The sequence below is a fragment of the Streptomyces sp. NPDC006997 genome, assembly GCF_040635175.1.
In the GTDB taxonomy this organism is placed as follows: Bacteria; Actinomycetota; Actinomycetes; order Streptomycetales; family Streptomycetaceae; genus Streptomyces.
On record NZ_JBEYHH010000042.1, the window covers coordinates 34,044 to 60,469 of the forward strand.

18 protein-coding genes and 2 pseudogenes are annotated in these 26,426 nt (G+C 71.3%); 13 read left to right on the top strand and 7 right to left on the bottom strand.

What is annotated here, in order from left to right:
• Nucleotides 1–52 precede the first annotated feature (52 nt).
• The 5 genes from ABZ659_RS30755 (at nt 53) to ABZ659_RS30775 (ending at nt 7,029) form a co-directional block, all read left to right on the top strand.
• A complete protein-coding gene (locus ABZ659_RS30755) occupies nt 53–2,896 on the top strand; it encodes a DEAD/DEAH box helicase (protein ID WP_360226388.1) in 2,844 nt (947 codons plus the stop codon).
• Complete coding sequence (locus tag ABZ659_RS30760; RefSeq protein WP_360226391.1) at nt 2,893–4,833, top strand: SWIM zinc finger family protein; 1,941 nt, start codon at nt 2,893–2,895, stop codon at nt 4,831–4,833. Before ABZ659_RS30755 ends, ABZ659_RS30760 begins: the two co-directional genes overlap by 4 nt.
• A gap of 89 nt (nt 4,834–4,922) precedes the next feature.
• A complete protein-coding gene (locus ABZ659_RS30765; protein WP_360226394.1) occupies nt 4,923–6,164 on the top strand; it encodes an FAD-dependent oxidoreductase in 1,242 nt (413 codons plus the stop codon).
• 40 nt (nt 6,165–6,204) lie between these two features.
• Nucleotides 6,205–6,522, top strand: coding sequence for a TusE/DsrC/DsvC family sulfur relay protein (locus ABZ659_RS30770; protein WP_360226397.1), 318 nt, complete (start codon nt 6,205–6,207; stop codon nt 6,520–6,522).
• Between the two features lie 33 nt (nt 6,523–6,555).
• Nucleotides 6,556–7,029 (top strand): DsrE/DsrF/DrsH-like family protein, encoded by a 474-nt coding sequence (locus tag ABZ659_RS30775; protein ID WP_360226400.1) that lies wholly within the window; start codon nt 6,556–6,558, stop codon nt 7,027–7,029.
• Nucleotides 7,030–7,153: 124 nt separating this feature from the next.
• Here ABZ659_RS30775 and ABZ659_RS30780 read toward each other — a convergent pair whose 3' ends face one another.
• Nucleotides 7,154–7,396: a GlsB/YeaQ/YmgE family stress response membrane protein gene (locus ABZ659_RS30780; protein WP_360226403.1), complete on the bottom strand. Its 243-nt coding sequence runs from the start codon at nt 7,394–7,396 to the stop codon at nt 7,154–7,156.
• A gap of 152 nt (nt 7,397–7,548) precedes the next feature.
• Between ABZ659_RS30780 and ABZ659_RS30785 the strand changes: the two genes are divergently transcribed.
• On the top strand, nt 7,549–7,971 hold the full coding sequence (locus ABZ659_RS30785) for a BlaI/MecI/CopY family transcriptional regulator (protein WP_360226406.1): 423 nt from the start codon (nt 7,549–7,551) through the stop codon (nt 7,969–7,971).
• 6 nt (nt 7,972–7,977) lie between these two features.
• On the top strand, nt 7,978–8,910 hold the full coding sequence (locus ABZ659_RS30790; protein ID WP_360226409.1) for a M56 family metallopeptidase: 933 nt from the start codon (nt 7,978–7,980) through the stop codon (nt 8,908–8,910).
• A gap of 24 nt (nt 8,911–8,934) precedes the next feature.
• On the opposite strand, the gene ABZ659_RS30795 is transcribed toward ABZ659_RS30790, so the two are convergent.
• Together ABZ659_RS30795 and ABZ659_RS30800 are read right to left on the bottom strand one after the other, a co-directional pair.
• Nucleotides 8,935–9,390, bottom strand: a complete 456-nt coding sequence (locus ABZ659_RS30795) for a TerB family tellurite resistance protein (protein ID WP_360226412.1) — start codon at nt 9,388–9,390, stop codon at nt 8,935–8,937.
• A gap of 157 nt (nt 9,391–9,547) precedes the next feature.
• Nucleotides 9,548–10,552, bottom strand: coding sequence for a sporulation protein (locus ABZ659_RS30800; protein ID WP_360226415.1), 1,005 nt, complete (start codon nt 10,550–10,552; stop codon nt 9,548–9,550).
• Between the two features lie 303 nt (nt 10,553–10,855).
• Here ABZ659_RS30800 and ABZ659_RS30805 point away from each other — a divergent pair, with 303 nt between their 5' ends.
• Nucleotides 10,856–11,125, top strand: a complete 270-nt coding sequence (locus ABZ659_RS30805) for a hypothetical protein (RefSeq protein WP_360226418.1) — start codon at nt 10,856–10,858, stop codon at nt 11,123–11,125.
• A gap of 797 nt (nt 11,126–11,922) precedes the next feature.
• Complete coding sequence (locus tag ABZ659_RS30810) at nt 11,923–13,425, top strand: MFS transporter (RefSeq protein ID WP_360226421.1); 1,503 nt, start codon at nt 11,923–11,925, stop codon at nt 13,423–13,425.
• A 290-nt stretch (nt 13,426–13,715) separates the two neighbouring features.
• Here ABZ659_RS30810 and ABZ659_RS30815 read toward each other — a convergent pair whose 3' ends face one another.
• The gene (locus ABZ659_RS30815; RefSeq protein WP_360226424.1) at nt 13,716–15,347 is read right to left on the bottom strand and encodes a hypothetical protein; all 1,632 of its coding nucleotides are present in this window, start codon (nt 15,345–15,347) and stop codon (nt 13,716–13,718) included.
• Between the two features lie 345 nt (nt 15,348–15,692).
• Nucleotides 15,693–17,378 carry a ribonuclease J gene (locus ABZ659_RS30820; protein WP_360226427.1) on the bottom strand — a complete coding sequence of 562 codons (1,686 nt, stop codon included), beginning with the start codon at nt 17,376–17,378 and terminating at the stop codon, nt 15,693–15,695.
• Between the two features lie 258 nt (nt 17,379–17,636).
• Between ABZ659_RS30820 and ABZ659_RS30825 the strand changes: the two genes are divergently transcribed.
• From ABZ659_RS30825 to ABZ659_RS30840, 4 genes and pseudogenes are all read left to right on the top strand, one after another.
• The gene (locus ABZ659_RS30825) at nt 17,637–17,840 is read left to right on the top strand and encodes a cold-shock protein (RefSeq protein ID WP_014670069.1); all 204 of its coding nucleotides are present in this window, start codon (nt 17,637–17,639) and stop codon (nt 17,838–17,840) included.
• A 325-nt stretch (nt 17,841–18,165) separates the two neighbouring features.
• Nucleotides 18,166–18,408, top strand: a pseudogene (locus tag ABZ659_RS30830) (IS21 family transposase); the annotation flags it as partial.
• 345 nt (nt 18,409–18,753) lie between these two features.
• The gene (locus ABZ659_RS30835) at nt 18,754–19,653 is read left to right on the top strand and encodes a ferritin family protein (protein WP_360226430.1); all 900 of its coding nucleotides are present in this window, start codon (nt 18,754–18,756) and stop codon (nt 19,651–19,653) included.
• 1,157 nt (nt 19,654–20,810) lie between these two features.
• Nucleotides 20,811–20,909 (top strand): annotated as a pseudogene (locus ABZ659_RS30840) (transposase); the annotation flags it as partial.
• 291 nt (nt 20,910–21,200) lie between these two features.
• Here the strand turns inward: ABZ659_RS30840 and ABZ659_RS30845 are convergent.
• Entirely contained in the window at nt 21,201–25,250 is a 4,050-nt protein-coding gene (locus ABZ659_RS30845; protein WP_360226433.1) for an SAV_2336 N-terminal domain-related protein, read from the bottom strand.
• Nucleotides 25,247–26,314, bottom strand: a complete 1,068-nt coding sequence (locus tag ABZ659_RS30850; protein ID WP_360226436.1) for a MoxR family ATPase — start codon at nt 26,312–26,314, stop codon at nt 25,247–25,249. The genes ABZ659_RS30845 and ABZ659_RS30850 overlap by 4 nt, the downstream gene beginning before the upstream one ends.
• Between the last annotated feature and the right edge of the window lie 112 nt (nt 26,315–26,426).

Sequence of the window (26,426 nt, forward strand, 5' to 3'; positions counted from 1 at the left end):
GTAGAGTCGGAGACGACTGATCCGACACGACGGGCGGGAGGTGACAGGACGTATGGGCGACACGGCACTGACGGACCGGACGGCTGACCCGTCCGCTGTCGCCACCCGCCTCGCGGCCGTCTTCCTCCCCGCCCCCCTGCCCCGCCACTCCCGCCTCGCCTTCTGGGACCCGGACGGCACCGCCCCCCTCCCCGGCGCCACCACCGAACTGACGGTCGTACGACGTCACGGTGCCGGAGCGCGCCGCAGGCGGACCCCCGCGCTGGAGCTGCCGGTCGGCGCCGCGCTCCCGCTGCTCGTGCGCGCCCGGCACGACCCGGCCGCCCACCCGGCCACCGCCTGCTGGGGCGCCGCCGCCCTGCACGCGCTGCGGCTCACCGCCCGCGGCCGTCTGCTGCCCGGCCTCAGTCCCTCCGGCTACGACGCCTGGCGGGCGGGCCCCCTCGACCCCGACGACATCGCGCATCTGCGTGCCATCGCCGCCGCCCTGCCGCCCGAGGGCCACGCCGTCCCGCTGCCCGGCCCCGGACCGTTGCGGCTGCCGGAGCCGGAGGCGCTGCTGCGGTCCTTCCTCGACGCCGTCGCGGACACCCTCCCGCGCACCCCCGCCGCGCCGCACGCCTGCGGCAGGCCCTTCGCCGACACCCGGCCGCAGCGGTTGCCCGACGCCCACGCGTGGGCCGCCGAGGTCGCCGCCGGGATGGACGCGGGCGTGCGGATCTCCCTGCGCCTCGACCTGTCGGCGCACGACCTGTTCGACACCGTCAACGACGACGGCGGTGGCGGTGCGCGGCGGGCGGGCGCGGCCGTCGTGCAGGTGCACAGCCTCGCCGACCCCACCCTCGTCGCCGACGCCAGCGCCCTGTGGGCGGGGGAGGCGGACGCCGTCTTCGGGCCACGCGCGCGCGTGGACGCCGCCCTCGCGGTACGGCGCGCGGCGCGTGTCTGGCCGCCGCTGGACCGGCTCGCCGAGCAGGACGTCCCGGACGTGCTGGCGCTCTCCGAGGAGGAGCTGAGCGACCTGCTGGGCGTCGCCGCCACCCGGCTCGCGGCGGCCGGGGTCGCCGTGCACTGGCCCCGCGACCTGGCGCAGGACCTCACCGCCGCCGCCGTGGTGCGGCCCGCGCCGGGCACGGCGACCGACGGCACCGGCTTCTTCGAGAGTGAGGACCTGCTCCAGTTCCGCTGGCAGCTCGCGCTCGGCGGGGAGCAGCTCAGCGAGGCCGAGATGGACACCCTGGCCGAGGCCCACCGCCCGGTCGTCCGGCTGCGCGACCAGTGGGTGCTGGTCGACCCGGCCCTGGTCCGCAAGGCCCGCAAACGCGAACTGGGCCTGCTCGACCCGGTCGACGCGCTGTCCGTCGCCCTCACCGGCACCGCCGAGGTCGACGGCGAGACAGTCGAGGCGGTCCCGACCGGCGCGCTGGCCGCCCTGCGCGACCGGCTCACCGCGGGCGTGCGGCCCGCCGAGCCGCCCGCCGGGCTGCACGCCACCCTCCGCGACTACCAGCTGCGCGGACTGGCCTGGCTCGACCTGATGACCTCCCTCGGCCTCGGCGGCTGCCTCGCCGACGACATGGGCCTCGGCAAGACCGTCACCGTCATCGCCCTGCACCTCAAACGCGCCCGCACCGAACCCACCCTCGTGGTCTGCCCCGCCTCCCTGCTCGGCAACTGGCAGCGGGAGATCACCCGGTTCGCGCCCGGCGTCCCCGTCCGCCGGTACCACGGCCCCGACCGCACCCTGGACGACCTGCCCGGCGGCTTCGTCCTCACCACCTACGGCACCATGCGCTCGGCCGCCCCCGCCCTGGCCGAACAGCCCTGGGGCATGGTCGTCGCCGACGAGGCCCAGCACGTCAAGAACCCCTACTCCGCGACCGCGAAGGCGCTGCGCACCGTCCCCACCCCCGCCCGCGTCGCCCTGACCGGCACCCCCGTGGAGAACAACCTCTCCGAGCTGTGGGCCCTGCTGGACTGGACGACCCCCGGACTCCTCGGCCCGCTGAAGTCCTTCCGCGCCCGGCACGCCCGCGCGGTCGAGACCGGCGAGGACGAGGAGGCGGTGACCCGGCTCGCCCGGCTGGTCCGGCCCTTCCTGCTGCGCCGCAGGAAGTCCGACCCCGGCATCGTCCCCGAGCTGCCGCCGAAGACCGAGACCGACCACCCGGTGCCGCTCACCCGCGAACAGGCCGCGTTGTACGAGGCCGTGGTGCGCGAGTCGCTGCTCGCCATCGAGACCAGCGACGGCATGGCCCGCCGCGGCCTCGTCCTGAAGCTGCTCACCTCGCTCAAGCAGATCTGCGACCACCCGGCGCTCTACCTCAGGGAGGACCACCCGCCCGGCACCGGCGACGGCCTCGCCGCCCGCTCCGGGAAGCTCGCCCTGCTCGACGAACTCCTCGACACCCTCCTCGCCGAGGACGGCTCGGCGATCGTCTTCACCCAGTACGTCGGCATGGCCCGCCTGATCACCGCCCACCTCGGCGCCCGCGCCGTCCCGGTGGACCTGCTGCACGGCGGCACCCCGGTGCCCGAGCGGGAGCGCATGGTGGACCGCTTCCAGAGCGGCGAGACGCCGGTCCTCGTGCTCTCCCTCAAGGCCGCGGGCACCGGCCTCAACCTCACCCGCGCGGGCCATGTCATCCACGTTGACCGCTGGTGGAACCCGGCCGTGGAGGAGCAGGCCACCGACCGCGCCTACCGCATCGGCCAGACCCAGCCCGTCCAGGTCCACCGGCTCATCACCGAGGGCACCGTCGAGGACCGCATCGCCGAGATGCTCCAGGCCAAGCGCGCCCTCGCCGACGCGATCCTCGGCTCCGGCGAGGCGGCCCTGACGGAACTGACCGACCGCGAGCTGTCGGACCTGGTGTCCTTGCGGAGGGCGTCATGAGCGGGGAGCAGACGCCGGGGGTGCCGGGGGAGCGGCTGGCTGAGGAGGGGGCGCTGGGGGTGTCGGGGGAGCGGCTGGCTGAGGTGGAGGCGCCGGGGGTGTCGGGGGAGCGGCCCGCTGAGGTAGAGGCGCGGGGGGTGTCCGGGGAGCGGCCCGCCGATGTGGCCCGTCGTGCGCTGCGGGCGGCTCGCGCGGCGTCCGGCGAGTCAGCGGCGCCGGGTGCGGTCGGCGACCAGGAGGCTCCGGTGGCCCGTGCGGCGGCCCGGCCCGCTGTGAGCGGTGAGCCCCGTCCGGGGGACGCGGCCCGTGCGGCGCTGCGGTGGGCGGCGCACCAGGGCCCGGCGAAGGCGACGGCCGGAGACGGAGCTGCCCACCCCGGCGAGCACCCCACGCCCACGCCCGAGCCTGCCGCCCCCGCTCCCGCCCCCGCTCCCGCCCCGGCACCGGCCCGCAAGCCGACCCCGTCCGCCCCATCCCCCCGCCCCGGCGACGCCGCCCGCGAAGCCCTGCGCGCCGCCCGCCGGGAGCACGCCGACGCGGGGAAGGCGAAAGACGCCGCACCCACACCCGGCACGACGGCGGCTCGTCGCCCGGCGCCGATCACCCCACCCGCCGAGGACACCCCCGCACCACCCCCGCCCTCACCCACCACCCCCCGCTCCATGGCCGCCCCCCACCGCGACGGCGAACTCCGCCGTACCTTCCCGGCGTTCCCCCCGCTGCCCTCCCGCGCCTCGGACGACGCGCCCCTCGCCGAGACCTGGTGGGGGCACGCCTGGGTGACCGCGCTGGAGGAGGGCGCGCTGGACGCCATGCGGCTGGCGCGCGGCCGGGGTTACGCCCAGGGCGGGCGGGTGGACGCCATCACGGTCACGCCGGGCCTGGTGCTGGCGTACGTGCGCGGCAGCCGTCCGCGCCCGTACCGCGTGCAGGTGCGGCTGCGCACCCTCGGCGACGCGGAGTGGGACCGCTTCCTGGACGCCGCCGCCGAACGGCCGGGGCACATCGCCGCACTGCTGGACAAGGAGATGCCGCAGGCCCTCGCGGAGGGCGACGTCCCGCTGCTGCCCGGTCCCGGCGACCTGGACCCCCGGTGCAACTGCCCCGACAGCGGCCACCCCTGCAAGCACGCCGCCGCCCTCTGCTACCAGACCGCCCGCCTGCTCGACGCCGACCCCTTCGTCCTGCTCCTGCTGCGTGGCCGCGGCGAGCGCGAGGTGCTGGACGCGCTGTCCCGCCGCAACGCCGCCCGCGCGGCCCGGGCCGCCCAGGAGCGCGAACCCGAACCGCTGCCCGGCGTCCGCGCCACCGACGCCCTGACCCCCCGCCAACCCCCGCCCCCGCCCGCCCCGCTGCCCGGACCCCCGCACCCCGAGCAGCCCCCGGTCTACCCGGCGGCACCCGGCGGCCCCGACCCGTTCGCGCTGGACCAGCTGGCCACCGACGCCGCCGCCCGCGCCCACGCCCTGCTGGTCACCGGCAGGGACCCGGTGGCGGAACTGACGCTGTGGCAGGACGCGGTACGGCTCGCCGCGGCCCGCCCCGGCGCCGGGCTCACCGCCACCACCCGCGCCCTGTACTCCTCGCTGGCCGCCGCGTCCGGCCGTACCCCCGCCGAACTGGCGCGCGCCGTCGCCGCCTGGCGGCAGGGCGGGCCCGAGGGACTCGCCGCCCTCGAAGAACCCTGGGACCCACCGGCCGGGCGGTTCGACCGCGCCCGCCCGCTGCTGCTCGCCGCCGACCTGCCCGCCTTCCGCCCCTGGCGCAACCGCCTCACCCACCCCCGCGGCCACGTCCAGCTCCGGCTGGGCCGCGAGGGCCTGTGGTACGCCTACGAGTCCGAGCCGGGCGCCGACGACTGGTGGCCCCGCGGCACCCCCGACGCCGACCCGGTCGGCGCCCTGACGGGTCTGGGCACGCTCGCTCCCGGCGCCTGACCGGGAAGCGGAAATATACCCGCCCGGGTACCCGGCCAGGGACCAGTGGCCCATGCCCGGGGGCCCATCGGCCGCACGATAGTGGGGTCATGGGCCAACACATCGTGATTCTCGGCGGCGGCACCGCCGGCACCATGACGGCCAACCGCCTGTGCCGCGCACCCGGCCAGCGCGAGTGCCGGGTCACGGTCGTCGACCAGGACGACGACCACCTCTACCAGCCGGGACTGCTGTTCGTGCCGTTCGGGCTCGCCCAGCCCGACCACCTCGTGCGGTCCCGCCCGCGGCAGCTGAACCCCGCGGTCGACTACAAGCAGGCGCGCGTCGACCGGGTCGACCTGGACGCGCGCACCGTGCACCTCGCCGGCGGCATCCGGCTGCCGTACGACGTCCTCGTGGTCGCCACCGGGGCGACGCTCCTGCCGGAGGAGACCGAGGGGCTGACCGGGCCGGGCTGGGGCGAGAACGTCCTCACCTTCTACGACCTGTACGGCGCGATCGGCCTGCACCACGCGCTGGAGCGCTTCGAGGGCGGGCGGATCGTGATCGACGTGGCCGACCTGCCGGTCAAGTGCCCGGTGGCGCCGCTGGAGTTCGCGTTCCTGGCCGACTGGTACTTCCAGCGGCGCGGCATCCGCGACCGCGTGCGGCTGACGTACGCCACCCCGCTGGACGCGGCCTTCACCAAGCCGGTCGCGGCCGAGGCGCTGGGCGGGCTGCTGGCGGAGAAGGGCGTCGAACTGGTCACCGAGTTCACGCTCGGCGAGGTCGACGGGGCCGGGGGCCGCCTGGTCTCGTACGACGAGCGTGTACTGCCGTACGACCTGGCGGTGGTCGTGCCGCTGCACGGCGGCGCGGAGTACGTCAGCCGTTCCGAGGGGCTCGGCGACGAACTCGGGTTCGTGCCCGTCGACCCGCACAGCCTCCAGCTCCCCGGTCACCCGGAGGTGTTCGCGATCGGGGACGCCGCGGGTCTGCCCGCCTCCAAGGCCGGTTCGGTGGCCCACTTCGAGGGGGAGGTGCTGGTGCGCAACATCGGCCGCTTCCTGGCCGGTCAGCCGCTGGACGCCGCCTTCGACGGGCACGCCAACTGTTTCGTCGAGACCGGCTTCCACAAGGCGCTGCTGATCGACTTCAACTACGACACCGAGCCGCTGCCCGGGCACTTCCCGGGGCCGGTCGGCCTGCCGCTGCTGCGGGAGTCGCACGCGAGCCACCTCGGCAAGCTGGCCTTCGAGTGGCTGTACTGGCACAGCCTGCTGCCCGGCCGGGAACTGCCCGGCATCGGCTCGGCGATGCCCGAGCGCGGCAAGAAGCACGTGGCCGTCTGAGGGACCGGCACGTATCCGTCCGAGGGGAGAGGACCCCGCCATGCCCACCGCGACCTACGCCGACACCACCGTCCCCGTCGACGACGAGGGCTTCTTCACCGACCCCGGCCAGTGGACCGAACCCATGGCCGAGCAACTCGCCCGCGAGGCGGGCGTCGAGGCGCTGACCGACCGGCACTGGACGGTCATCCGCTTCATGCGCGACCAGTACGCCGCCAAGGGCACCGGCCCCACCGTGCGCGTCCTCGGCAAGACCTCCGGGGTGAGCGTCAAGGAGCTGTACCAGCTCTTCCCCAAGGGACCGGCGAAGACGGCCGCGAAGATCGCCGGAATCCCCAAGCCCCGCGGCTGCGTCTGAGCCGTCGGAGACAGCGAAGGAGAGCGAGCCGTCATGGCCGACACCGCCACCGTCGAGAAAGTCTCGATCATCGTCTCCAAGGGATCCCTCGAAGGGATCTACCCGGCCCTGATCCTGGCCAACGGCGCCCGCGCCGAGGGCATCGAGGCCGACCTGTTCTTCACGTTCTTCGGACTGGACGCCGTCACCAAGAAGCGCTGGGAGCACATCAAGCTGGCCACCGTCGGCAACCCCGGGCTGCACCTGCCGACCCTGCTGGGCGGTGTGCCGGGCGTTCCGGACCTCGTCACCCGGGTCATGGAACGGAAGATGGCCAAGCTCGACATCCCGCCGATCCCCGAGTTCATCGAGATGATCGCCGACACCGGGGCGGGCCTGTACGCCTGCCAGGCGTCCGTGGACCTCTTCGAACTGGACAAGGGCGACCTCGTCGACCAGATCGAGGGCATCATCACGGTCGGCGAGTTCTACGAGCGTGCGGCGGGCGGCCAGATCATCTACACCTGAGCCGCCTGAGCCGCCGTACGCCCGGGGTCACATCCGCGCGGCGCCCGCCCTGATCGCCGCGCGGATCCGGGGGTAGGTGCCGCACCGGCGACCACCACCCACACCAACGCCTCCGGACTCCAGGTCAACACCGGCCTGCCCGGCCGCCGCGGAACTTCCACTCCGCCCCGTGCCGGTAGAGCTCGCCGGAGAACTCGCGCTGGATCGGACGGTCGAGGAACCTCGCTGACAGCCAGCCGCCCAGGAAGGCGCCGACGACGCCGATCACCCTCGTACCGATGAGTCCGCCAGGATCGCGTCCGGTCAGCAGGGCCCTGGCTATCGCCCCGGCGAGTAGTCCCAGGATCAGCCGCGCGATGACGCCCATGTCTCTCGCTCTCCTCGTGTCAGCCCTCGTGTGCCACGGAGGGAACGTTCCGGCAGCGTAGCTTCTACAATTTCGTAGAGAAGGTGCGGGGATGCTCGCGTGCTGCCCGTCGGCAGCGAAGCGGTGCAGGGGATCTCTACGATGTAGCGCTCATGAACGGCAGCGCAGCGGAAGGGAGAGAAGGGGTGACGAACCAGCGGCAGCGCCCCCGGCGCCGCGGACAGGGCGAGCTGGAGGTGCAGGTTCTGGCGGTCCTGGGAGAGGTCGGAGAGCCGGCGACCGCGGGATGGGTGCGGGAGCGGCTCGGCGGTGACCTCGCCTATACGACCGTGATCACCATCCTCACGCGCCTGCTCGCCAAGGGCATGGTGACCCGTGAGCGCACGGGCCGGTCCTTCGTCTGGACGCCGGTGTCGGACCAGGCGGGGCTCGCCGCGCACAAGATGCGCAAGCTGCTGGACGGCGAGAGTGACCGGGAGGCGGTGCTCGCCAGCTTCGTCACCTCCCTGGAACCGGGAGACGAACGGCTCCTGCGGGAACTGCTGGGCCGGGCGAAGGCGGAAGGGAAAGACTGAAGCCGTATGGGGGTGTTCGTCTTTCTTCCGCTGGTCCTGCCGCTGACGGCGTGGCCGATCGCCCGCCTCGCCGAGCAGCACCTGCACCCACGGACGGCCACGCGCCTGCTGACCGGTCTGGCGGGGGCCATGGCGACGTGCAGTTCGGTGTCTCTGGGGCTGCTGATGGTGGTGGGGACGGCCCAGCTGCCCGGCAACCCGCTGCCCGACGGCTGGTCGGACCCGGAGGTACGCGAGGCGGTGCCGTACGACGAGGTCGCGGGCCGGGCGGCCGTACCCGTTCTCCTCGTGGTGGTCGCCGCGTGCGGAAGGACCCTCTGGCGGCACTGGCGCGTACGCCGGCGTGCTCACCGGGCGTTGGCCGCGCTGCCGCCGACCGAGGTGGCGGTACTGACCGCCACGGAACCGTACGCGTACGCGCTGCCCGGCGGAGCGCGTGACCGGGTCGTGGTGACGACGGCCCTGCTGTCCCGCCTGGAACCGGCCGAACGCCGCGCCCTGTTCGCCCACGAGCGCGCCCATCTCACCGCCCGCCACCACCGCTGCCTGCTCGCGGTGCGACTGGCCGCGCAGGCCAACCCGTTCCTGCATCCGCTGCGTATGGCGGTGTCCTACGCGGCGGAGCGGTGGGCGGACGAGGAGGCGGCCGAGGCGGTCGGCAGCCGTCGTACCGTGGCCCGCGCGATCGGCAAGGCGGCCCTGGTCTCCCGTGGCACTCCGGTGTCCACGTTGGCGGGACTGGCGGCTCCCGGTCCGGTACCGCGCCGGGTGGCCGCCCTGCTCGCCCCGGCCCCCTTGGCGCGCTTCTGGCCGTCGGCGTTCACGGCCGTGGGGGTGGCGGCGTGGACGGCGGCCGCCGGTACGGTCGTATCGGCCATGGCATCGGCCAACTCCGCCCTGACGCTGGCCGTCCTGCTGCACGCGGCGACGCCCCTGTAGCGGAGCGCCGCCGGGCACTGGACCTCAGAGGTCGAACTCGTGCGGCGGCAGGTCCAGCGTGAAGCATGCCTCACGGACGACGGCCTGCTCGGTCTTGTCGAAGTCGCCGTCGGCGCCGCCGATGACGATGCCGATCTGGATGACGGCCCGTGCCTCGGCGGGCTTCTTCTTCGCCTTGGCGACCTCCTGGAGGACGCTCACCTTGCCGAAGGCGAAGTCGGCGGTCAGCTTGTTCAGGTTGTCCTCGAAGCGGCGCCGCAGGTCGTCGGCGTCGAAGTTCTGAAGCACCTCGTTGGTGGCGATCAGCTGGGCGACGCGTTGCCGCTCGGCTGGGTCGATCGTGCCGTCGGCGGCGGCCACGAGGGCGCACATCGCCATGCTCGCGTCGCGGAAGGCGCCGCTCTTGAGGTCGTTCCTCTTCGCCACGAGTTGGGTCTGCATCGTCGATGCCGACTCCTTGATGCGGTCCCACAGGGCCATGAGAACTCCATAGGTCGGGTGTGCGTTCGTTGCCGTAAGAGATCTACAGCATCGTAGAAACTAGCGGGGAGGCCGAGAAGTTCCGGCCGTTCCCGAGACGTTCATCAAGGGGCGGGCCCGGCTCCGTGGAGAGCTGGGCCCGGCCCGGCTGAGCGGCTCAGCCCTCGTCCTCCTCGCCTTCCTCGTCACCCTCGAAGAAGTCGCCGATCTCGTCGACGACCTCGGCCGCGACCATGCCGCCGACGACACCCACCGCCAGGCCCGCCGCGCCCGCGGCGACCGCGGTACCGATGCCCGGGCCGGAGCGGTGGCCCTCGTGGTGGTCGTCGTGACCGTGGTGCCCGTAGTGGTCGTGAGGGCCCTCGTGCCCCCAGGAGGAGGGGACGCCGTACGAGGACCGGTGCTCGACCAGTTGCCGGATCCAGCCGTCGACCTCGGTGTTCCAGTCGCGGACGTCGTGGTGCCCGACGGTGAAGCGGGTGAGCGCGTCGTGGCCCTCGGAGAAGAACCCGCCGCGCTTGTCAGCCTCCAGGACCACCTCCATCCCGCCCGGGTTCGCGAGGAAGGTCAGCTCGACCTCGTTGACCTGGTGCGCGTACCGCGGGGCGGGAGTGAGCTCGATCTCCTGGTAGAAGGGCAACTGCTGTCCGGTGCCGCCGATGCGGCCGTACTCCAGGTCGGCGGACCTGAAGCCGAAGCCGAGCTGGCCCAGCGCCTCCAGGATCGCCTCCTGGACCGGCAGCGGGCCCACGGTGAGTTGGTCGAGGTCGCCCTTGTCCCTGGCACCGGCCACCGACAGCTCGGTGCGCACGCCGAGCACGATGCCCAAGGGCTGGCCGTACAGCTCACTGACAGGAGTCTCCCAGGGCAGCGGCACGCTGAACGGCACGCTGCGTTCCTCGCCCTGGGCGAGCCGGAAGCCGCCGCCGACGACGTACCGCTCGAAGGTGACGACGCCCTCGCTCTCGCCGTCCTCGTGTTCGGCCTCGACCCGCGCCACCAGCTCCAGACCGATGTGCTCGATGTCGAAGTCGGCGTCCCCGCCCCTGAGATGGACCTGCCCGGTGAGGGCGCCGCCGGGGCGGGCGGTGCCGGGGTCGAGGACCGTGTCGACCGTGGGTCCGCCCACGCCGAGCGAGCCGAGCAGTCGTTTGAACACCATCGCGGCGTTCACTCCTTTTCGTGCGTCTGTTGTGCGTCCGTCCTGTGGCTGGAACAACCGGGAACGCCCGGTCGTTCTCTACAGGTGCGTAGAAGCATAGGGTGACCGGGCGTGCCGGAGACGGTGTTGCGGTCCTCGGCGTGTGAAAGTCCGGAAACTGCTGGAAGTCGGCAGCGGACGACCACGCGCACTGCTTGGTACGGGCCCGTGATGCCATTGAACCGGGGAATCTGGCCCGTCCACCCGGGCGGCGAGTCGGCGCCCGGGTGGACACCCGTGCCTGTCCATTCACCGGGAGCACGAGTGCGACGCGTTCTTGTCATCGACGGCCATCCGGACGCCGGAAGTCAAGGACGCTCGGCGCGGGTGATCTACCCGCAGAACTCCCCACAGCTGGTGGCGTTCCTGGCACGGGAGGATCTGTTCTGGCGGAACATGCGCAGGGCCTTCCTCCGCCACTGCGGGTTCCGTCCGGTCCGGCGCACCCTGATCGCCCACATGCGGTCGGCGACGCAGGAGCAACGTGAACGGTGGCTGCGAGAGGTCCGCTGCTTGGGGTTCGAAGGGGCGTAGTCTGCGGCCTGGTTCCCCGTGCCGGCACCCGGCCGCCCGACGGGGCGGCCGGGTGGACCGGGGCGCCCCCGTGCAGCGCCCGTCGACCCGCCCTTGTCCTCATTGCAGTTGCACGGCCCGCGCCGCGGGCGAACCCTGGAGGTAGGGCAGAGGTCCTCGCCTATGTCGCCGCCGGACTGGTCCTGCTGTGGGGTGTCTCGCACGCGATCCCGACCAGGTGCGTCGTCGCGGGCTACGGGGAGTCGACCACCGGCAACCGCCGGATCCTGGTGCAGGACCGCGATTCAGATGACGCCGGCAACCAGCAACAGAGCCGCGGAGGCGGTCAGCGGTCTCCTCACTCCCTGGCGTGTTCGCTCACCGACCAGTGAAGCGCCGGGGCGGGAGGACGGGACGTCTCTCTTCATGGGCAGCACCGGACAGATCTTGAACCACACGATGCCCGTGCGAGGTCTGGGCAAGGGCGCGCGGCCCCCACCGACGCCGCCGCAGTCGTCACGCGCCACGAACACACACCCGCTTCGACCTCCTGTTCGCCACCCCCCGCCCCTCGACCCGCACGCGCTCCGTGCGCTTCCGGGCGCGTCCGGAGCGGTCCGACTTGCGCCTGGTGCAGTCCCGGAGCCCGGGGCCGGGTGGCCGGGCCGGTTTCCCCGCTGACCCGATCGTCTGGCTTCCGCGCGTGTTGGACCGGGCGAGCCGGACGGTCCGCTGCCACCCGGCTAGCGTCGACCGGCATGGGACGTGGAAGCAGTGGCGGTACTGCCGTGCCGGCGGTCGGGCCGCCTGCCAGGAGGATGCCTCTGGCGATCGTCCTAGGGCTCTCCCTCGCCTTCACCGTCACGGTGGTCGACCCGTTGGTCCTCAGCCTGAACCTGGCCCAGGTGGACCGGGCCCTGCAGGTGCCGCCCCAGGCCGTCGGGCTGCTGAGCGGCGCCGCGACGCTGGTGATGGCCGCTTCCGTCCTCGCCGCGGGCAGCCTCGCGGACACCGTGGGACTCAAGCGGCTGCTGATGTGCGGACTGGTGGTCGTCACGGTCGTCAACGTGCTCTCCGCGTTCTCCCCCGGCTACGGGTTCCTGCTGGCGATGCGCCTCCTGGACGGGCTGGGGATGACCATGCTGCTGGGGGTGTCGCTGGCCCTGCTGAAAGTGTCGGTGCCCGAGGAGCAACGAGCGGCGGCCATCGGTGTCCTGATGGGCGTCGAGATGACCCTGTGCGGGGTGATCCCCGCGTTCACGGGCTGGGCGGTGGCGGCCGTCGGCTGGCGGTTCCTGTTCCTGATCGCCCCCGCGCTCGCTCTGGTCTCGCTGTGGCTGACGGCCCGGTATGTGCCGCCGACCCCCGCTCAGCAGGGGCGTCCCGTGGACGTGACCGGTGTCAGCCTGATCGGAGCGGCCCTGCTGGCCTTGGTCGTCGGTCTCGCCGCGGCGCAGAACGGCGTCTCCCGGCCCCAGACCTGGGTACCGCTGGTGATCAGTGCGGTAGCCGTCGTGCTCTACGTGCCGCATGGCCGCCGCACCGCGCAACCCGCGCTGGATCTGGCGCTGTTCGGCAGCGCACCGTTCAGTGTGGCCTTGGCGGCGGCCCTCACGCTGAACTTCCTGGGGGCCGGGCTCAGCCTGGTTCTGGGGCAGTTCGGCAGCGTGGTGCTGAGGCTGTCCCCCGAGAAGATCGGCTTGTTGTACCTGCCCGGCACGCTTCTCGTCGCCGGCGCCGTGATCATGGCCGGGCGCCTGGTCGGCAGGCACAGTCCCCGGCCGGTGATGGTCACCGGTCTGCTCGCGATGGCGGCGAGCGCTCTGCTGCTGGCCGGTACCGTCAGCCCCACGATGGCGCTGTGGCTGCTCGTACTGGCCACCTGGCTGACCAACCTGGGGGCGGTGGTGACCTCCGCGGCGGTGTCCGAGACGGTCCTCGCCCAGGCACCGCCGGGGCGGTCCGGCACGGTGGCCTCCGTGCAGATGGCCTTCGGGATGACCGGCTCGGCACTCGGGCCCACCGTCTACCTCCTGCTCTTCAACTTCTTCTTCCAGCAGCGCTGGCTGGCGGACGCGCAGTCACGCGATCTGTCCGTGAACGAGGCTCAGCAGGCCGTCGATGCCGTACGCAGTGCGATGGCACAGAACGTCGGCGGCAGCGTCTACGATCCCAACCTGCTCCGTCAGGCTTCCGGACTCCGCCTCGGGCTGGACTTCACCCAGGCGCTGCAACTCACCATGCTGCTGGTCAGCTTCCTGCCGCTCATCGTGGCGGGACTGGCTCTCGTGCCGCTGCCCCGCCGCCGGGCGCCCCGGTAGGGGGCGGACTGCGGCGGGGCAGCGCTCCCTCGGCGACGCCCGCGCAGCCGTCGCGGCGCAGGCCGGAGCACCTTGGCCCCCGGCGGCCGCCGGGGACCGTCCGGCGGTGCCGCACCGCACGGATGCCGGCGGGGCGGGCCGTCCCCCGGTGGGGCGGAGCCGGCCCCCGGGGTGCCGTCGGCCCGCTTCGGGTCCTGGTGGACCGTCGGCCCCGTCCCACCGCGATCCGGCTCCCCCCGTGGGTGAGCCGGATCGGGTCCGTCGGTACGGCGGAGACCGGTGGGCGCGTGCTACTTTCCGGGCTGGGTGAACGTCAGGATCCTCGGGGACAGCAGCTTCGAGGAGTCCGGGCCGTGCTCGGTACCCGGCTTGACGTAGTCACGTAGCGCGGTCATGAACTTGCCGTGCAGGGCGGGGTCGCCCTCGGCGGTGGTGTCCAGGTGCGACGGCAGCAACTCGGTGCTGATCGAGGTGCAGTTCTTCGGCCAGCCGGGCAGGCCCCGGAGCACCGCGCAGTCCCGGGTGAAGTAGTGCACGAAGAACTTGCCGCTGTTCCTGACCGTCTTCCCATACCCGTCGGCGGAGCCCTTGAGGGTGGTGTCCAGTACGTTGGCCACGCCCGCCAGCAGCGAGGCGTCGTTGACGGACAGCGCGCTGTAGGTCGCGTTGCCGGTCTCGGTGGCGAGGGTGTCGACGACCGCGTAGACCTCTCCTGAGTCGAGCGGCAGCGGTGGGGCCAGGAAGTAGGCGGCGTCCTGCTGGTCGCCCAGGCAGTTCATGTTGATCCCGCGGCAGTACGGCCCGGTCCAGCCGTAGTCCCGCACCGGGTCCGCCATCTTGGTGGACTCCGGCAGCGGGTGCGCGCAGTCCTTGGCCCGCAGGTTCGTCGTGCTGCGGACGCGGTCGCACACCGCGCTGATCAGGTTGGTCATGTCGCCCGCCAGAGGGGCCTCGCTGTGGGCCGTCCGCTTGGCGTAGGTGAGCGGTCCGTAGCGTTGGACGGGCCCGGACGAGGCGGGGGCGCGCACGCGCATCACCGTCATCGGCGGGTTGCTCCGCCACTTCTCCGCGGCCTGTTCCTGGCCGGGGTCGGGAAGGGCGTACCGGAACGCGGTGAAGAAGTCGAGGGCGTTCCTGCCCATGCCGAGCGGCCCGATCTCTCCGTGGCTGTCGCGGTCGGGGATCTGCTCGGTGAAGATGTCCTCGGCGGGGACGCCCTGGGCCTGCAGGGCGCGGCGTACGGCGCGGTCGGTGGTGGCGCTGGGGGTGACGATGAAGTACCGGTCCTTGTCGAAGGAGTGACCGGACTGCCGCTTCATGCCGACGTTGTTGACGATGTCGCCGAGCGAGGAGAAGCTCTGGGTCCGGTCCGACGTCCGGCCGTCGGGCGGGATCGTGTCGAACAGGTACTGCATCGGCACGACGTCGGTCGTGCGCTGCCACTTGAGGTAGTCGCTGGTCTTCCAGTGTCCCTGCTGGCCGAGTGCGAAGGTCTGCAGGCCCATGTAGCGGCCCGGAGGCGGCATCCTGCCGTACAGCACGAGCGCGTCCCGGGCCTTGAGCCGGTAGCTCGACGTGTAGCCGGGACGTGTCGCGCCGAAGGCGTTCACCATCGCCGGGTCGACGTACTCGCCCGGCCAGGTCTTCACGACGGGTACCACATAGGGGGCCGCGGGGTTGTTCGCCTCGCAGTTCTTCAGCTTCGGGTACGTGTAGTCCTTGCAATCCTGCTGGGTGTACAGCCTGGCGTATCCGGGACTGACGTCGAACCCGCTCTTCCGCAGGTCCGCGACCAGCCCCGCCTTGATCGGGTCGCCGGACGTGCCCGACCCCGTGCCCGCCTGCTGCTGGCCGCACCCGGCGGCGGCGAGCAGTATCGCGCACGTCAGTGAGGCCCTGACTCTCGGGGCGACGTGACCCATGGTGATTCCTCCTGACTCGTCGGATGCCGCGAGGAGGAAGTGCCGTGCCGGACCGTCGCGGCGGCCGCGGGACGTCCCGACTCGGGCATCGGTGACTCTTGGTGTCTCCAGTGTCACCTTGGGTGTGCGCGAGGGCGACCGTAGTGGGGCGGTGGGGCGAGTGCGCCAAGGTCACCTTCGGCAGTCTCGGCGTCACCGTCCGCGGGCGGTCCGTGGAGCCGGCCCCCGGCTACGGCAGTGGGCAGGGAGCCCTCCGCCGAGCACGGACCGAGGGCCATGATGCGCGAACCCCCGGTGCCGGCGGGGCCGCGACCGGGGCCGGGGGATGTGCCGCCGGGCTGTGGCTCAGGCGTCGATGATGACGGGGATGATGAGGGGCTTGCGGCGGTGGGTGCGGAACGCCCAGTTCGCCACGGCACGGGCGATGAGCTGTTCGAGCTGGCGCGCGTCCCCGACGCCTTCCTCGGCCGCGGTGGCCAGGGTCTTCTCGATGACGGGGACGACCGGCTCGAAGGTGGTGTCGTCGTGGACGAAGCCCAGGGCCAGAAAGTCGGGGGCCTCGGCGAGTGCACCGGTGTCCGCGTCGACGATCGCCACCACCGTCACGACGCCTTCCTCCGCGAGGGTGAGGCGGTCCTTGAGGGACGCTTCGGTGGCGCCACCGACTTCCATGCCGTCCACGTAGACGTTGCCGGCGGGGACCTTGCCGGTGATGGACGCGCGCCCGTCGACGAGGTCGACGACGACGCCGTCCTCGGCGATGACGACCCGGTCGGGGTCGACGCCGGTACGGATGGCGAGGTCGGCATTGGCCCGCAGGTGGCGCCATTCGCCGTGTACCGGCATGACGTTGCGGGGTTTGACGATGTTGTAGCAGTAGACGAGTTCACCGGCGCTGGCGTGCCCGGAGACGTGCACCTTGGCGTTGCCCTTGTGGACCACGTGGGCGCCCCACCGGGTGAGTCCGTTGATCACCCGGTAGATGGCGTTCTCGTTGCCGGGGATGAGGGAGCTGGCGAGCAGGACGGTGTCGCCCTTGCCGATGCGGATCATGTGGTCGCGGTTGGCCATCCGCGACAGCGCGGCCATCGGTTCGCCCTGGGAACCGGTGCACACCAGAGTGACCTGGTGGTCCGGGAGCTTCTCCAGCTCCTTCGTGCTCACGACCAGGCCGGAGGGGACCTTCAGGTAGCCCAGGTCACGGGCGATGCCCATGTTGCGGACCATCGACCGGCCGACGAAGGCGACCTTGCGGCCGTGCTGGTGGGCGGCGTCCAGGACCTGCTGGATGCGGTGCACATGGCTGGCGAAGCTGGAGACGATGACCCGGCGCGGCGCGGTGCGCATCACCTGCTCGATCGCCGGGTTCAGCTCACGCTCGGAGGTGGTGAAGCCGGGTACTTCGGCGTTGGTGGAGTCGGTGAGGAACAGGTCCACGCCCTCCTCGCCGAGGCGGGCGAAGGCGCGCAGATCGGTGATGCGGTCGTCGAGGGGGAACTGGTCCATCTTGAAGTCGCCGGTGTGCAGCACCATCCCGGCCCGGGTACGGATCGCGACCGCGAGGCTGTCGGGGATGGAGTGGTTGACCGCCACGAACTCGCAGTCGAAGGGTCCGAAACCGCGCCGGTCGCCCTCCCGCACCTGGACCGTGCGCGGCCGGATGCCGTGCTCCTTGAGCTTGGCCTCCAGGAACGCCAGCGTCAGCTTCGAGCCGACGACGGGGATGTCGCGCCGCTCGCGCAGCAGGTACGGCACGCCGCCGATGTGGTCCTCGTGGCCGTGGGTGAGCACCACGGCCACGACGTCGTCCAGCCGGTCCCGGATCGAGGTGAAGTCCGGCAGGATCACATCCACACCGGGCTGGGTCTCCTCGGGGAACAGCACGCCGCAGTCGACGATGAGCAGCTTGCCGGCGTGCTCGAAGACGGTCATGTTGCGGCCGATCTCCCCCAGGCCGCCCAGGGCGATGACCCGCAGTCCTCCCTCGGGAAGAGGCGGGGCGGCTTTCAGTTCGGGGTGCGGATGACTCATACCCTGACGGTACCCGGAGAGCGGGACAGGGTGATCCATCGCCTGTGCGATCTCCTTCCGGGCCGGATGCTGGCGCGTTTTCGCTAGCGGCTTCCGTCATGCCGTTATAGCGTTGTGATCAGCAGTCGTGGTTCCGAAGTTCCGTTCGCCCGTGATCGCCATCACGGGCGTTCTTGCTGTTCAGGGCCTCTCCGGACCAGGGCGATCACCTCCCGGTCGCGCAGCGTGCGTGCCCGGTTTCCCTCGAAGGAGACAGTCATGGCCAAGGGCACAGTGAAGTGGTTCAACAGCGAGAAGGGCTTCGGCTTCATCGAGCAGGAGGGCGGCGGCCCCGACGTCTTCGCCCACTACTCCAACATCGCCAGCCAGGGCTACCGCGAGCTGCAGGAGGGCCAGAAGGTCGAGTTCGACGTTACGCAGGGTCAGAAGGGCCCGCAGGCTGAGAACATCCGCCCCGCCTGATCGCGCCCCGGTAAGGGGGCCGGCCCGGCATCCCGGCTTCGGGACGCCGGGCCCTTACCGTCGCACGACGGTTCATCTGACTACGGGATGCGGCGGCCGGGCGCTGGCCTGGGACGGGCACATCGGGGCGACGGCCGCCGCGCTCCGCTCCAGCGTGTCGAGGACGACTTCGCGTCCTTGAACGCCAGCTTGCTCACGAGTGTCGGCGTACAAGCGGACGTGCACCACCTCGTACGGATGAAAGCGCACCCCTCCTGATGCGGTGGCGGGGTGCCGGCCGTGAGTCTGCCGCTGCCGTTTCGGGGCGGCAGGGAGGCGGCTGACGGTGGTCCTGGATCCACATCGATGGCTGGAGTTGAGGCGGTTCCGGCCGCTGTACGAGTCCGGTGCGATGAGCCTGCGGGAGATCGCGAAGGAGACCGGGCTGAATCGCCGGACGGTCAGCGAGTACCTCAGGGATCGGGCCTCGCTCGCGCCGCCGAAGAGAGCGGCAGCGGATCAGCGGCCTCGGCGGGTGGTGGACGAGGCCGCGCCGCTGATCGACGCGATGCTCAGGTCGGAGATCCTTCCCGCTCGGCCGCGGCCAGCAGCCCCACGACCAACGGCACCCATGACCTCCACAGCAGCGGCGACACGACAGACCACGACTCCCACAGGGCCGTCGGCCCTACGCCCGACCAGCGAAAACGCCGCCCTCAAGCCCGGAAGTGCAACAGCTCCCCAGCACCGACCGACGTGCGATTACTGTGCGTATTCACTCCTACGGGTGACGTAATGGGGCAGTCTCCTGCAGGCGAGGGTGGCATGAGAAGGGACGTTCGCACCCACCGGGGGTGCGCAGGGTAAGGAGGACATGGTGTTCCGCCATCCGATACGTGCGCTCACAGTGGGTCTGTGCGCGCTGGCCGCAGCCGTGCCGGCAGTACCGGCTCTGGCCGGGGGGGCTCCCCCGTCACCGCACACCACGACCGGTGTTCCCCAGCCGCAGACACTGGCCGACCTGGCGACCGGGATGAAGGGTGAGGCGTACGCCTACGCCGCCTACCGCCTGTTCGCCGCCGAGGCAGATCGCCAGGGCTTGCCGGCAGTTGGCAAGCTCTTCCGGAGCACGGCGCACACCGAGCTGAACGAGCACCTGCGCGAAGCGGCCGCCCTGGCCGGAACGGTCGGACTCAACACGGCCAACCTGAATCAGGCCATCAGCGGCGAGACCTACGAGCACCAGGTCATGTACCGGCGCTTCGCCGATCAGGCCCGTGAGGACGGAGACCTGGAGGCAGCGGAGCTCTTCAGCGAGATCGCCGCGGACGAGGGCCGTCATCGCGACGCCTTCCGCGCAGCCCTCACCGCCCTGTCCACCGGCCGCGGCACCGTACCGGCACCGCCGACGGCCGACGTGGTGAAGGTGCCCGCCGGACTGCCGAAGGTGAAGGCCGGCCGCACCAAGGCCAACCTCGACACCGCCCTGCACGGCGAGGCGCTCGCCCAGGCCAAGTACTCGCTCTTCGCCGCCCACGCCCGGCAGACCGGAAAGCCCGCCCTGGCTCGTCTCTTCGAGGGGACGGCCAAGGTCGAGCTGCAGGAGCACTTCGCCGGTGAGGCGGTTCTGGCCGGGCTGGTCCGTACGACGAAGGAGAACCTGCGCAAGGCCGTCACCGGGGAGCACGACGAGGCGAGGAACGTGTACCCGGAGTTCGCCGAGCGCGCCGCCGCCGTCGGTGACACCGGCGCAGCCGACTACTTCCGCGACACCGCCGCCGACGAGGCCAAGCACGCGGCTGCCTTCCAGCAGGCGCTGAACAAGCTGCGCTGACCGCCCTGACAGCAGCGGGAGAGCTTACGCCGCATGATGCGATGCGGTCTGGGCAGCGCTTCACCCAGGACGGCCGGACCGCATCCACAGGAACGCTGCGGACCAAGTTCCAAGCGACGGTGTCGCATTGGCAACATCGCTTTCGCCTGCCGCGCGGCAGGCGAAAGCCGCGGCCCCGTTCCTGCCCCACATGTCGGCGGTCAGTGACCGTTGCCGGGTGAGTGGTCATGTCCCTTCTCGTGCCTTCTCGTGGTGTACACGGTCAGTCGTCTGACGTGGCGGGCAGGACGGTCGGGGAGTCGGGGTCAAGGCCCGTTGTCCAGCCATGGAACGCCTCGGAGGTGGGTGAGGGGTACGAGGGCGGCGGGTATGTGCTCGTGGATGAACTTGGGGGCGCGCTGAACGGTCGGCAGCTCCGAACGCGGGCCTACAAGATGATGGACGCAATCGGTCTTCGTAGGGTCCGTCTGTACGATGCTCGGGCGTCTTGCGTCACGTACCTGGCCAACGATGGGGTGCCGGATCACCTGCTCGCTCTGTGGGCCGGGCACACCAACGTGAAGACGACGAAGAGGTGGTGCGTGAAGCCGGACGTGGCGGACCTGCTTCCAGCGGCGGAGGCATGGGGAGGTCTCGCAGGGGGCGTGTGACAGATCGTGACAGATGAAGGTGTGAACCCGTGACCGAAGCCAAGATCGAAACGCTGCAATACCGCTTTGACGGGCCAGAAGACGCACCTGTCCTGATCCTGGGTCCCTCACTGGGTACCACATGGCACAGGTTGTAGAGACCGTCCAGGGACGTCTACGCCAGTCCAGCGCGGGCAGGGAATAGCAGGTCAGGGCCTGTTGCTCTGAGAGGGTCCGCCCAGTTGGTGATGGCTGTGTGATAGACGAGTGATACGGCGAGGCCCCGCCTGGGGGCTTTGCGTGGAGCCGTGAGACGACGAAGCCGCACCGGAGAGCTCCGGCGCGGCTTCGTCATGAGATCGGCTGCTCACCGGGCAGATCGATGAGCTGAACCAGCGCCTGACCCGGGTCGTCGTACGCCACGCACGCACAGCAGCTGCTCGAGCGGATGGGCATCGGACCGGACAGCGCCGTCATGCTCCTGATCACCATGGGAGACAACCTGATCGGCTGAACACCGAGGCGTCCTTGGCTGCCCTTTGCGGAGTCAGCCCCATCGAGTACTCATCCGGCTGGCGGAGCACGCGCCGGTTCAACCGCGGCGGCGACCGCCAGGCGAACGCGGTCCTGCACCGCATCGTCTTCACCCGCCTGCGCCACGACCTGCGCACCCAGGCGTGCTACGAACGCCCCCCCAGGAAGGCAAGACCCAACGCAAAATCATCCGATGCCTCAAGCGAAGAGGCCCTCGGTGTGATTCTTGGTGAGATCGAGGCACGAGCGGCAGAGGATGTTCGGCGAAGGCCAGGACGGGCAGCGGGCCGGCGCGGAACGCGAAGCTCGCTGGCGAGCGGCCGTGGAGGTGGCCAAGGAACAGGCTGTTCGCGAACAGCTTGCCCAGGCGCTGCGCGATTCGCGTCACACTTCGGTGGGAAGGGGACGAACACTCTCCGCCTGCGGGCCGCGGTCACCCTGCGTGATCCGGAGCTGGACGCGCTGGCCGACCTCCAGCCCGCGGAAGCCGGTCATCTGGATGGCGGAGTAGTGGACGAAGACATTACGGCCGTCGTCGACGGCGATGAATCCGTAGCCCTTGTCGTTGTTGAACCATTTGACGGTGCCTTCGAGGGGCGGTGCGAAAGCGGGGTTGCGCAGGAGGGGGCCCCGGGAATCGGTGCTGGCGTCGTCAAAGGTCTGAATACCGATGACAAGCCTGCGGTCGCGGATGCGAGCAGTCATGTCCCCAAGGCTGATGAACTCCGGAGCTTTGGGGATTCCTTCGGTGAGCACGGTGGCGAACTCGTTCGTGAGCGTCAACCGCGACCGCTTGGGGCTCTGGGGCGCGGTGATCAGGGACCAGTGCCCATGGATGGATCGGGAGTTCAGCAACGACCGTATTCTGTCCGCGTCGGCAAAGTAGGCGTCGATGATGAGGACCTTGAACCGGGCGGGGCTGTCCTCCATCAGCGAGACCAGACGCCGGAGGGACAGGGCGGTGAGATCGGGCCGGTCGCGATGGGAATAGGAAAAGGCGAGAAAGACGCCGCGGGGTGTTTCCAGCACATGCCCTGTGAAGTGGACGAGAAGCGTGTGCTCGGCCTGTTGGGAGAGGTCCTCCAGCGAACCGACGAGAGGTTCGGGGAAGTGCTGGTTCCAGAAGAGTGACACGTTGGCATCGTCGAACGGACCGGACTCCTGAGTCTGTCCCAACGCGCGCGCCAACGCGAGGGCCTGCTCCGCGGAGTTGGGCCGGTCTGGGAACTGCTCGTATCTGTCGGCTCCGATCAGCACGGCGCGTGAACGCGCTGGATCGAGCACGACGCGGCTCGAAACGGACCCCGGGGTCCGGGAGGCCGTCTGCGACGAAGGCAGGATCCTTGTGGCGTGAAGCCGGTTTTCCCTGTCGCCTGTGTTTCGGTACACCATGCCGATCACAGCGCCTTGCAGGTCGACAACTGTTGCCCCGGACAGGGGCACGGGGTCGGCCGCCGCTGACTCCAGTACGAAGTTGTCGCCCCGTACGGATGCGACCCGGTAGCGGGCCAGAGCCGGAGGCGTGGATCCAGGAGTGCGGTCCCGCGTGAATCCCACGACCAGGACCCAGTCCCCCCGTGTCGGTGAGGGAGCGGAGGGCAGGGGTGGCTCCTGCGGGGGGCGTCCGGGTCCCACGTTCGTCAGCACGGAAAGCGGCGAATGCGCCGTCTCAGCCGTCAGTTGGGCATGCCACGTGCGCGGGTCCTCCCATGGGCGCCCTTCGAGGCGTAGGAGGGGGGCGAGAGTACCCGCTGGGAACAGAGCGGCCGGCATTACTACCTGCCCGCCTGCAAGAAGGATTCCCGAGCCCAGCTCCTCACGGTTCAGGCTGATCCTCACCAGCCGTTCGTCGGCGGCTCGGGCCAGGCTACGGATTTGGGGGGAGCGCGTGTCGTTGTGGAATGCCGCTGCGTTCCGGAGGAGCCGGGACACCTCGCGCAGACCTCGCTCCCGAGCGGTCTGGGTCAGGACGTCAAGTGAGTTCCTGTGGGCGAATCGGGCCAGCACCGGCCAGAGTTCGTCGGGTGGGGAGAAGTCCGGGCGGTCCCGTCGGTCGGCCCACTCCACGAAGTCGTCGAGCACGTAGTCATCCCCTCCGCGCGACGCCGTGGCCATCACCGACCGGCCTTCGGGCACCGCTGCGCAGGCGTATCCCAGCGCCGCCGAAAGCCAGTTGTGCGGAGCGGTGTCCCAGCTGGAGCCGGAGGACCGATAAATCAGTGTCGCCGCCTCCAGCAGTTGGCGCGACATCGCGGCCGTGTGTCCCAGGCGCCGGATGTCCAGCGCCGCCAGGAGCAGTGTTTTGGCGAAGGACGGAGCGTTGTGGACGCGCTCGAGGGTTTCCGACTCCGCGGTCAGCGAATACACCCGTATCAAATCGAGCCGGTCTAGGGCAAATTGAAAGGACTCGGCTTCCTTCGAGTGGTCCGTTCGCAACGCATGGAAGTCCTCGGGTCTGAGTTCGCTCAGCACCAGCATGGGGCTCAGCGCGGACATCAGATTGATGAGCTCGCTGGTTGTCGTGGGCGACCGACGGTCGGAGGCCAGCAGGAAGGAGCGGAGGTCGGGCACGACCACAGCCGTCCGAGGGTGCAGCCGTTCTCTCGCACCGACCAGTTCGTCCGGTGACTGCGGGGTCCACAGTGTCCAGTCGTCCGGCAGGGCGGTCACCGCGCGGGCGATGGCCGTCGTCTTCCCCGACCCCGCATCGCCCAGCAGCACCGTGAACGAGCTGAGCCCCCGCTGCGCCCGAGCCAGTACTTGTTGCAACTGTTCGTCCACGTAGCGGTCGACGAGTTCGGGTGTGGGCTGGAGCCCTGGCAGGGGATCCGAGACCCAGCTTCCCGCACCGGCAGTCGGTGCGGCCGCACCTGCCGCACCCTCCCGAGCCGCGAACGGCATCGCCTCCGGTACGAGTCCCCGTTCACCGGTGATGTCTCCACCCCCGCGCCCGGCGAGGAAGTCGCCGCCGCTGGCCGCGCCGTACTCGCTGATCCCCGTGCCCATCTCGCGCCGCACCAGTTGCTGCACGGAGGTGATGGCGTCCCGGCGCTGGCCGCCCAGCAGTGCTTCCCGGACCCCGGGGCGGAAGTCGAAGGGGATGCGGTCGGGGTCGGCCGCTGCCTCCTGGCCCCAAGGGGCGAAGAGGCCACCGAGAGCGACCTCCGCCAGGTGGCCGTGCTCCGCCTCGGGGAGCATCGTCTGGCGGACGAGGTTCATGACCGGGAGGCTTAAGGGCACGGCGGACAGATATCCGGCCAGTCGTTGGGCAAGGGGGGACGCACCTGCCCTGAAGCGGCGCAGTACGTCGGTAACCTCCTCCCGGGCGGGAGCCAGGGGCTCGGCCCGCAGCGGAGCTGGCGACGACGGCGTGCGGGGGAGCGCCAGGCACGGCACCCGCGTCCACTGGCCGCTGCCCGCCACCAGCTTCGCCAGGAGCAGCACGGACGCCGGTTCGGCCTCTATCACCGGGATCGCGAGGACCTGAGGGGTGGGCCGCAGCCGTACGCTCCTGCGGCGGCTACGTGCCGGCGCGCCCACCCGCCACGACGTGTTGGGCGAGGCCGGACTCACTGAACGCAACCGCAGGGACCGCGGACGCACCGCGCCACGGTCCCAGAGCCGGCGCGGCAGGACGTTGAGCAGCGCCACCGGGCCGTGGGATGCCCACTGCCGCAGCATGCGCGCGACGTCCGCCTCGGCCCACCGGCTCGCCACTGTGTCCGTGACGACGATGACCAGACGGTGCCCCGACGGGTCGGACACCTCTTGCACGCTGCGCCGCTCACCGTCAGGTGTACGGGCCACGGACAGCGGCTCGGCGGCGTCCGGGGCGGTGCCGAGCAGGTGCCAGGTGCGTACGTCGCGGAAGATGCCCGTCTGCACGAACACCCGCCGCAGTTCGCCGACCAGGCCGTGCCAGAGCAGCATCGAGTGGTGGGCGTCCACCACGAGGGCCAGGTCCAGCCAGCGTCCCCTGCGCGTCCGCAGCACCGGAGTCGGAAGGCACTGCTCGATGGTCCTGCGGACCGTCAGCTCCTCGTCGAGTTCGCAATCGGCCGGGTTCCCGCCCGAGGTGTCCTTCGAACGGCCCAGGGGGCGCAGCGCCCGCATCACCGCCAGCGGATCCCGGACGGACGAAGCTCGGCGGACGCGGACCAGTTCGACGCCTTGCCGCGCCGGGCCGGGCGCGTCCGTGACGTCGCCCGCGGTGTAGAACTCCTCCTCCGGCGCCCGGTCTGCTTCCTCGGGGCCCTCGGCCGGGTACTCGGTCAGCGGCGTGGCCTCGGACTCGTCGAGGACGTCCTGAGCGGACCCCGCGTCCGGACCCGCGGCGCCACCGACGCGCGCCGCCAGCCAGAGGATGTCCGCCAGCTCTTCGGGCCCGGCGTTCGCGCCGGACTCCTCCAGTGCCCGCAGCAGCCGCTCGATCACGCCAGCGGGCCCGTCAGCCGTTGCAGTACGGCGTCCAGGAAGTCCTTGCGCTCGCCCGCGCCCGACCACGCGCCGCTCAGCCGCAGCTGGACGGCGTTGAGCAGCTGGTCCGTCGCCAGGTCGCCTTCCGTACGGCGCTCGATGAAGTCGGTGATGAGGTCCTGGTAGCGGTCTTCCCGGGTCGTGTCGTCGAGCCTCAGCCGCTGCCGGACGATCTGCTTCAGTTTCTTCTCGTGCGGCGGCTCGACGTGCAGGCGGATGCAGCGGCGCAGGAAGGGCGGCGGGAAGTCGCGCTCGCCGTTGCTGGTCAGCACGACGACGGGGAACGCGCTGCACTGGACCCGCCCGCGGTCGATCCCGGCACGTAGCTCGGGATCATCCTGCGTGCCCACCCTGACCCGTGGCTGGCGGGCGGCGATCCGTGCCAGTTCCGGGATCTCGAAGGAACCCTCCTCGAACACGGTGAGCAGGTCGCTGGGCAGGTCGATGTCGCTCTTGTCGATCTCGTCGACAAGCAACACCCGGGGGCGCTCCTGTGGCAGCAGCGCCGTGCCGAGCGGGCCGAGACGCAGGTACGGCGCGATGGCGCTGCCCGAGGAGGGGCGCCCGCCCGGCTGCCGCCGGGGCGGCGCGCCTCGGCCGGCCTTCAGATGGCGCAGGTTCGCATCGTGCAGACGCCCGATCGCGTCGTACTGGTAGAGCGCGTCCCGCAGGGAACTGCGGCTGGTCACCGGCCAGTGCAGGACCGGTCCGAGTTGCAGATCGGCCGCGATGCTGTGCGCCAGCGTCGACTTGCCGACTCCGGGCTTGCCGGTGACGAGCAGCGGGCGGCGCAGGTACAGGGCCGTGTTCACGGCGTCAATCTCCGCGTCGTCCGGTACGTATCCGTCGCCGCGTACCCAGGTGTCGGTCCAGGCCGGTCCGGTGGTGCCGGGCGGGGCGTACTCCGGGTCTGGGGCACCCTTGAACTCTCGCCAAGGCGGCCGGTTCTCGTCGAGCCGGGCGCGCTTCTCCGCGACCGAGCCAGTGCCCCGGTAGATCCACCAGTCCTTGACAGTGTTCATCGGACTTCCTCTCCTAGTACTCCAGTGCGGTTTCGTGATCTATCCAGCAAGTTCGGGGTTGGATCGCCGTCGGTAGTGGCTGCGTCGGGCTGTTGCCTGGTGGCGTCTGCGC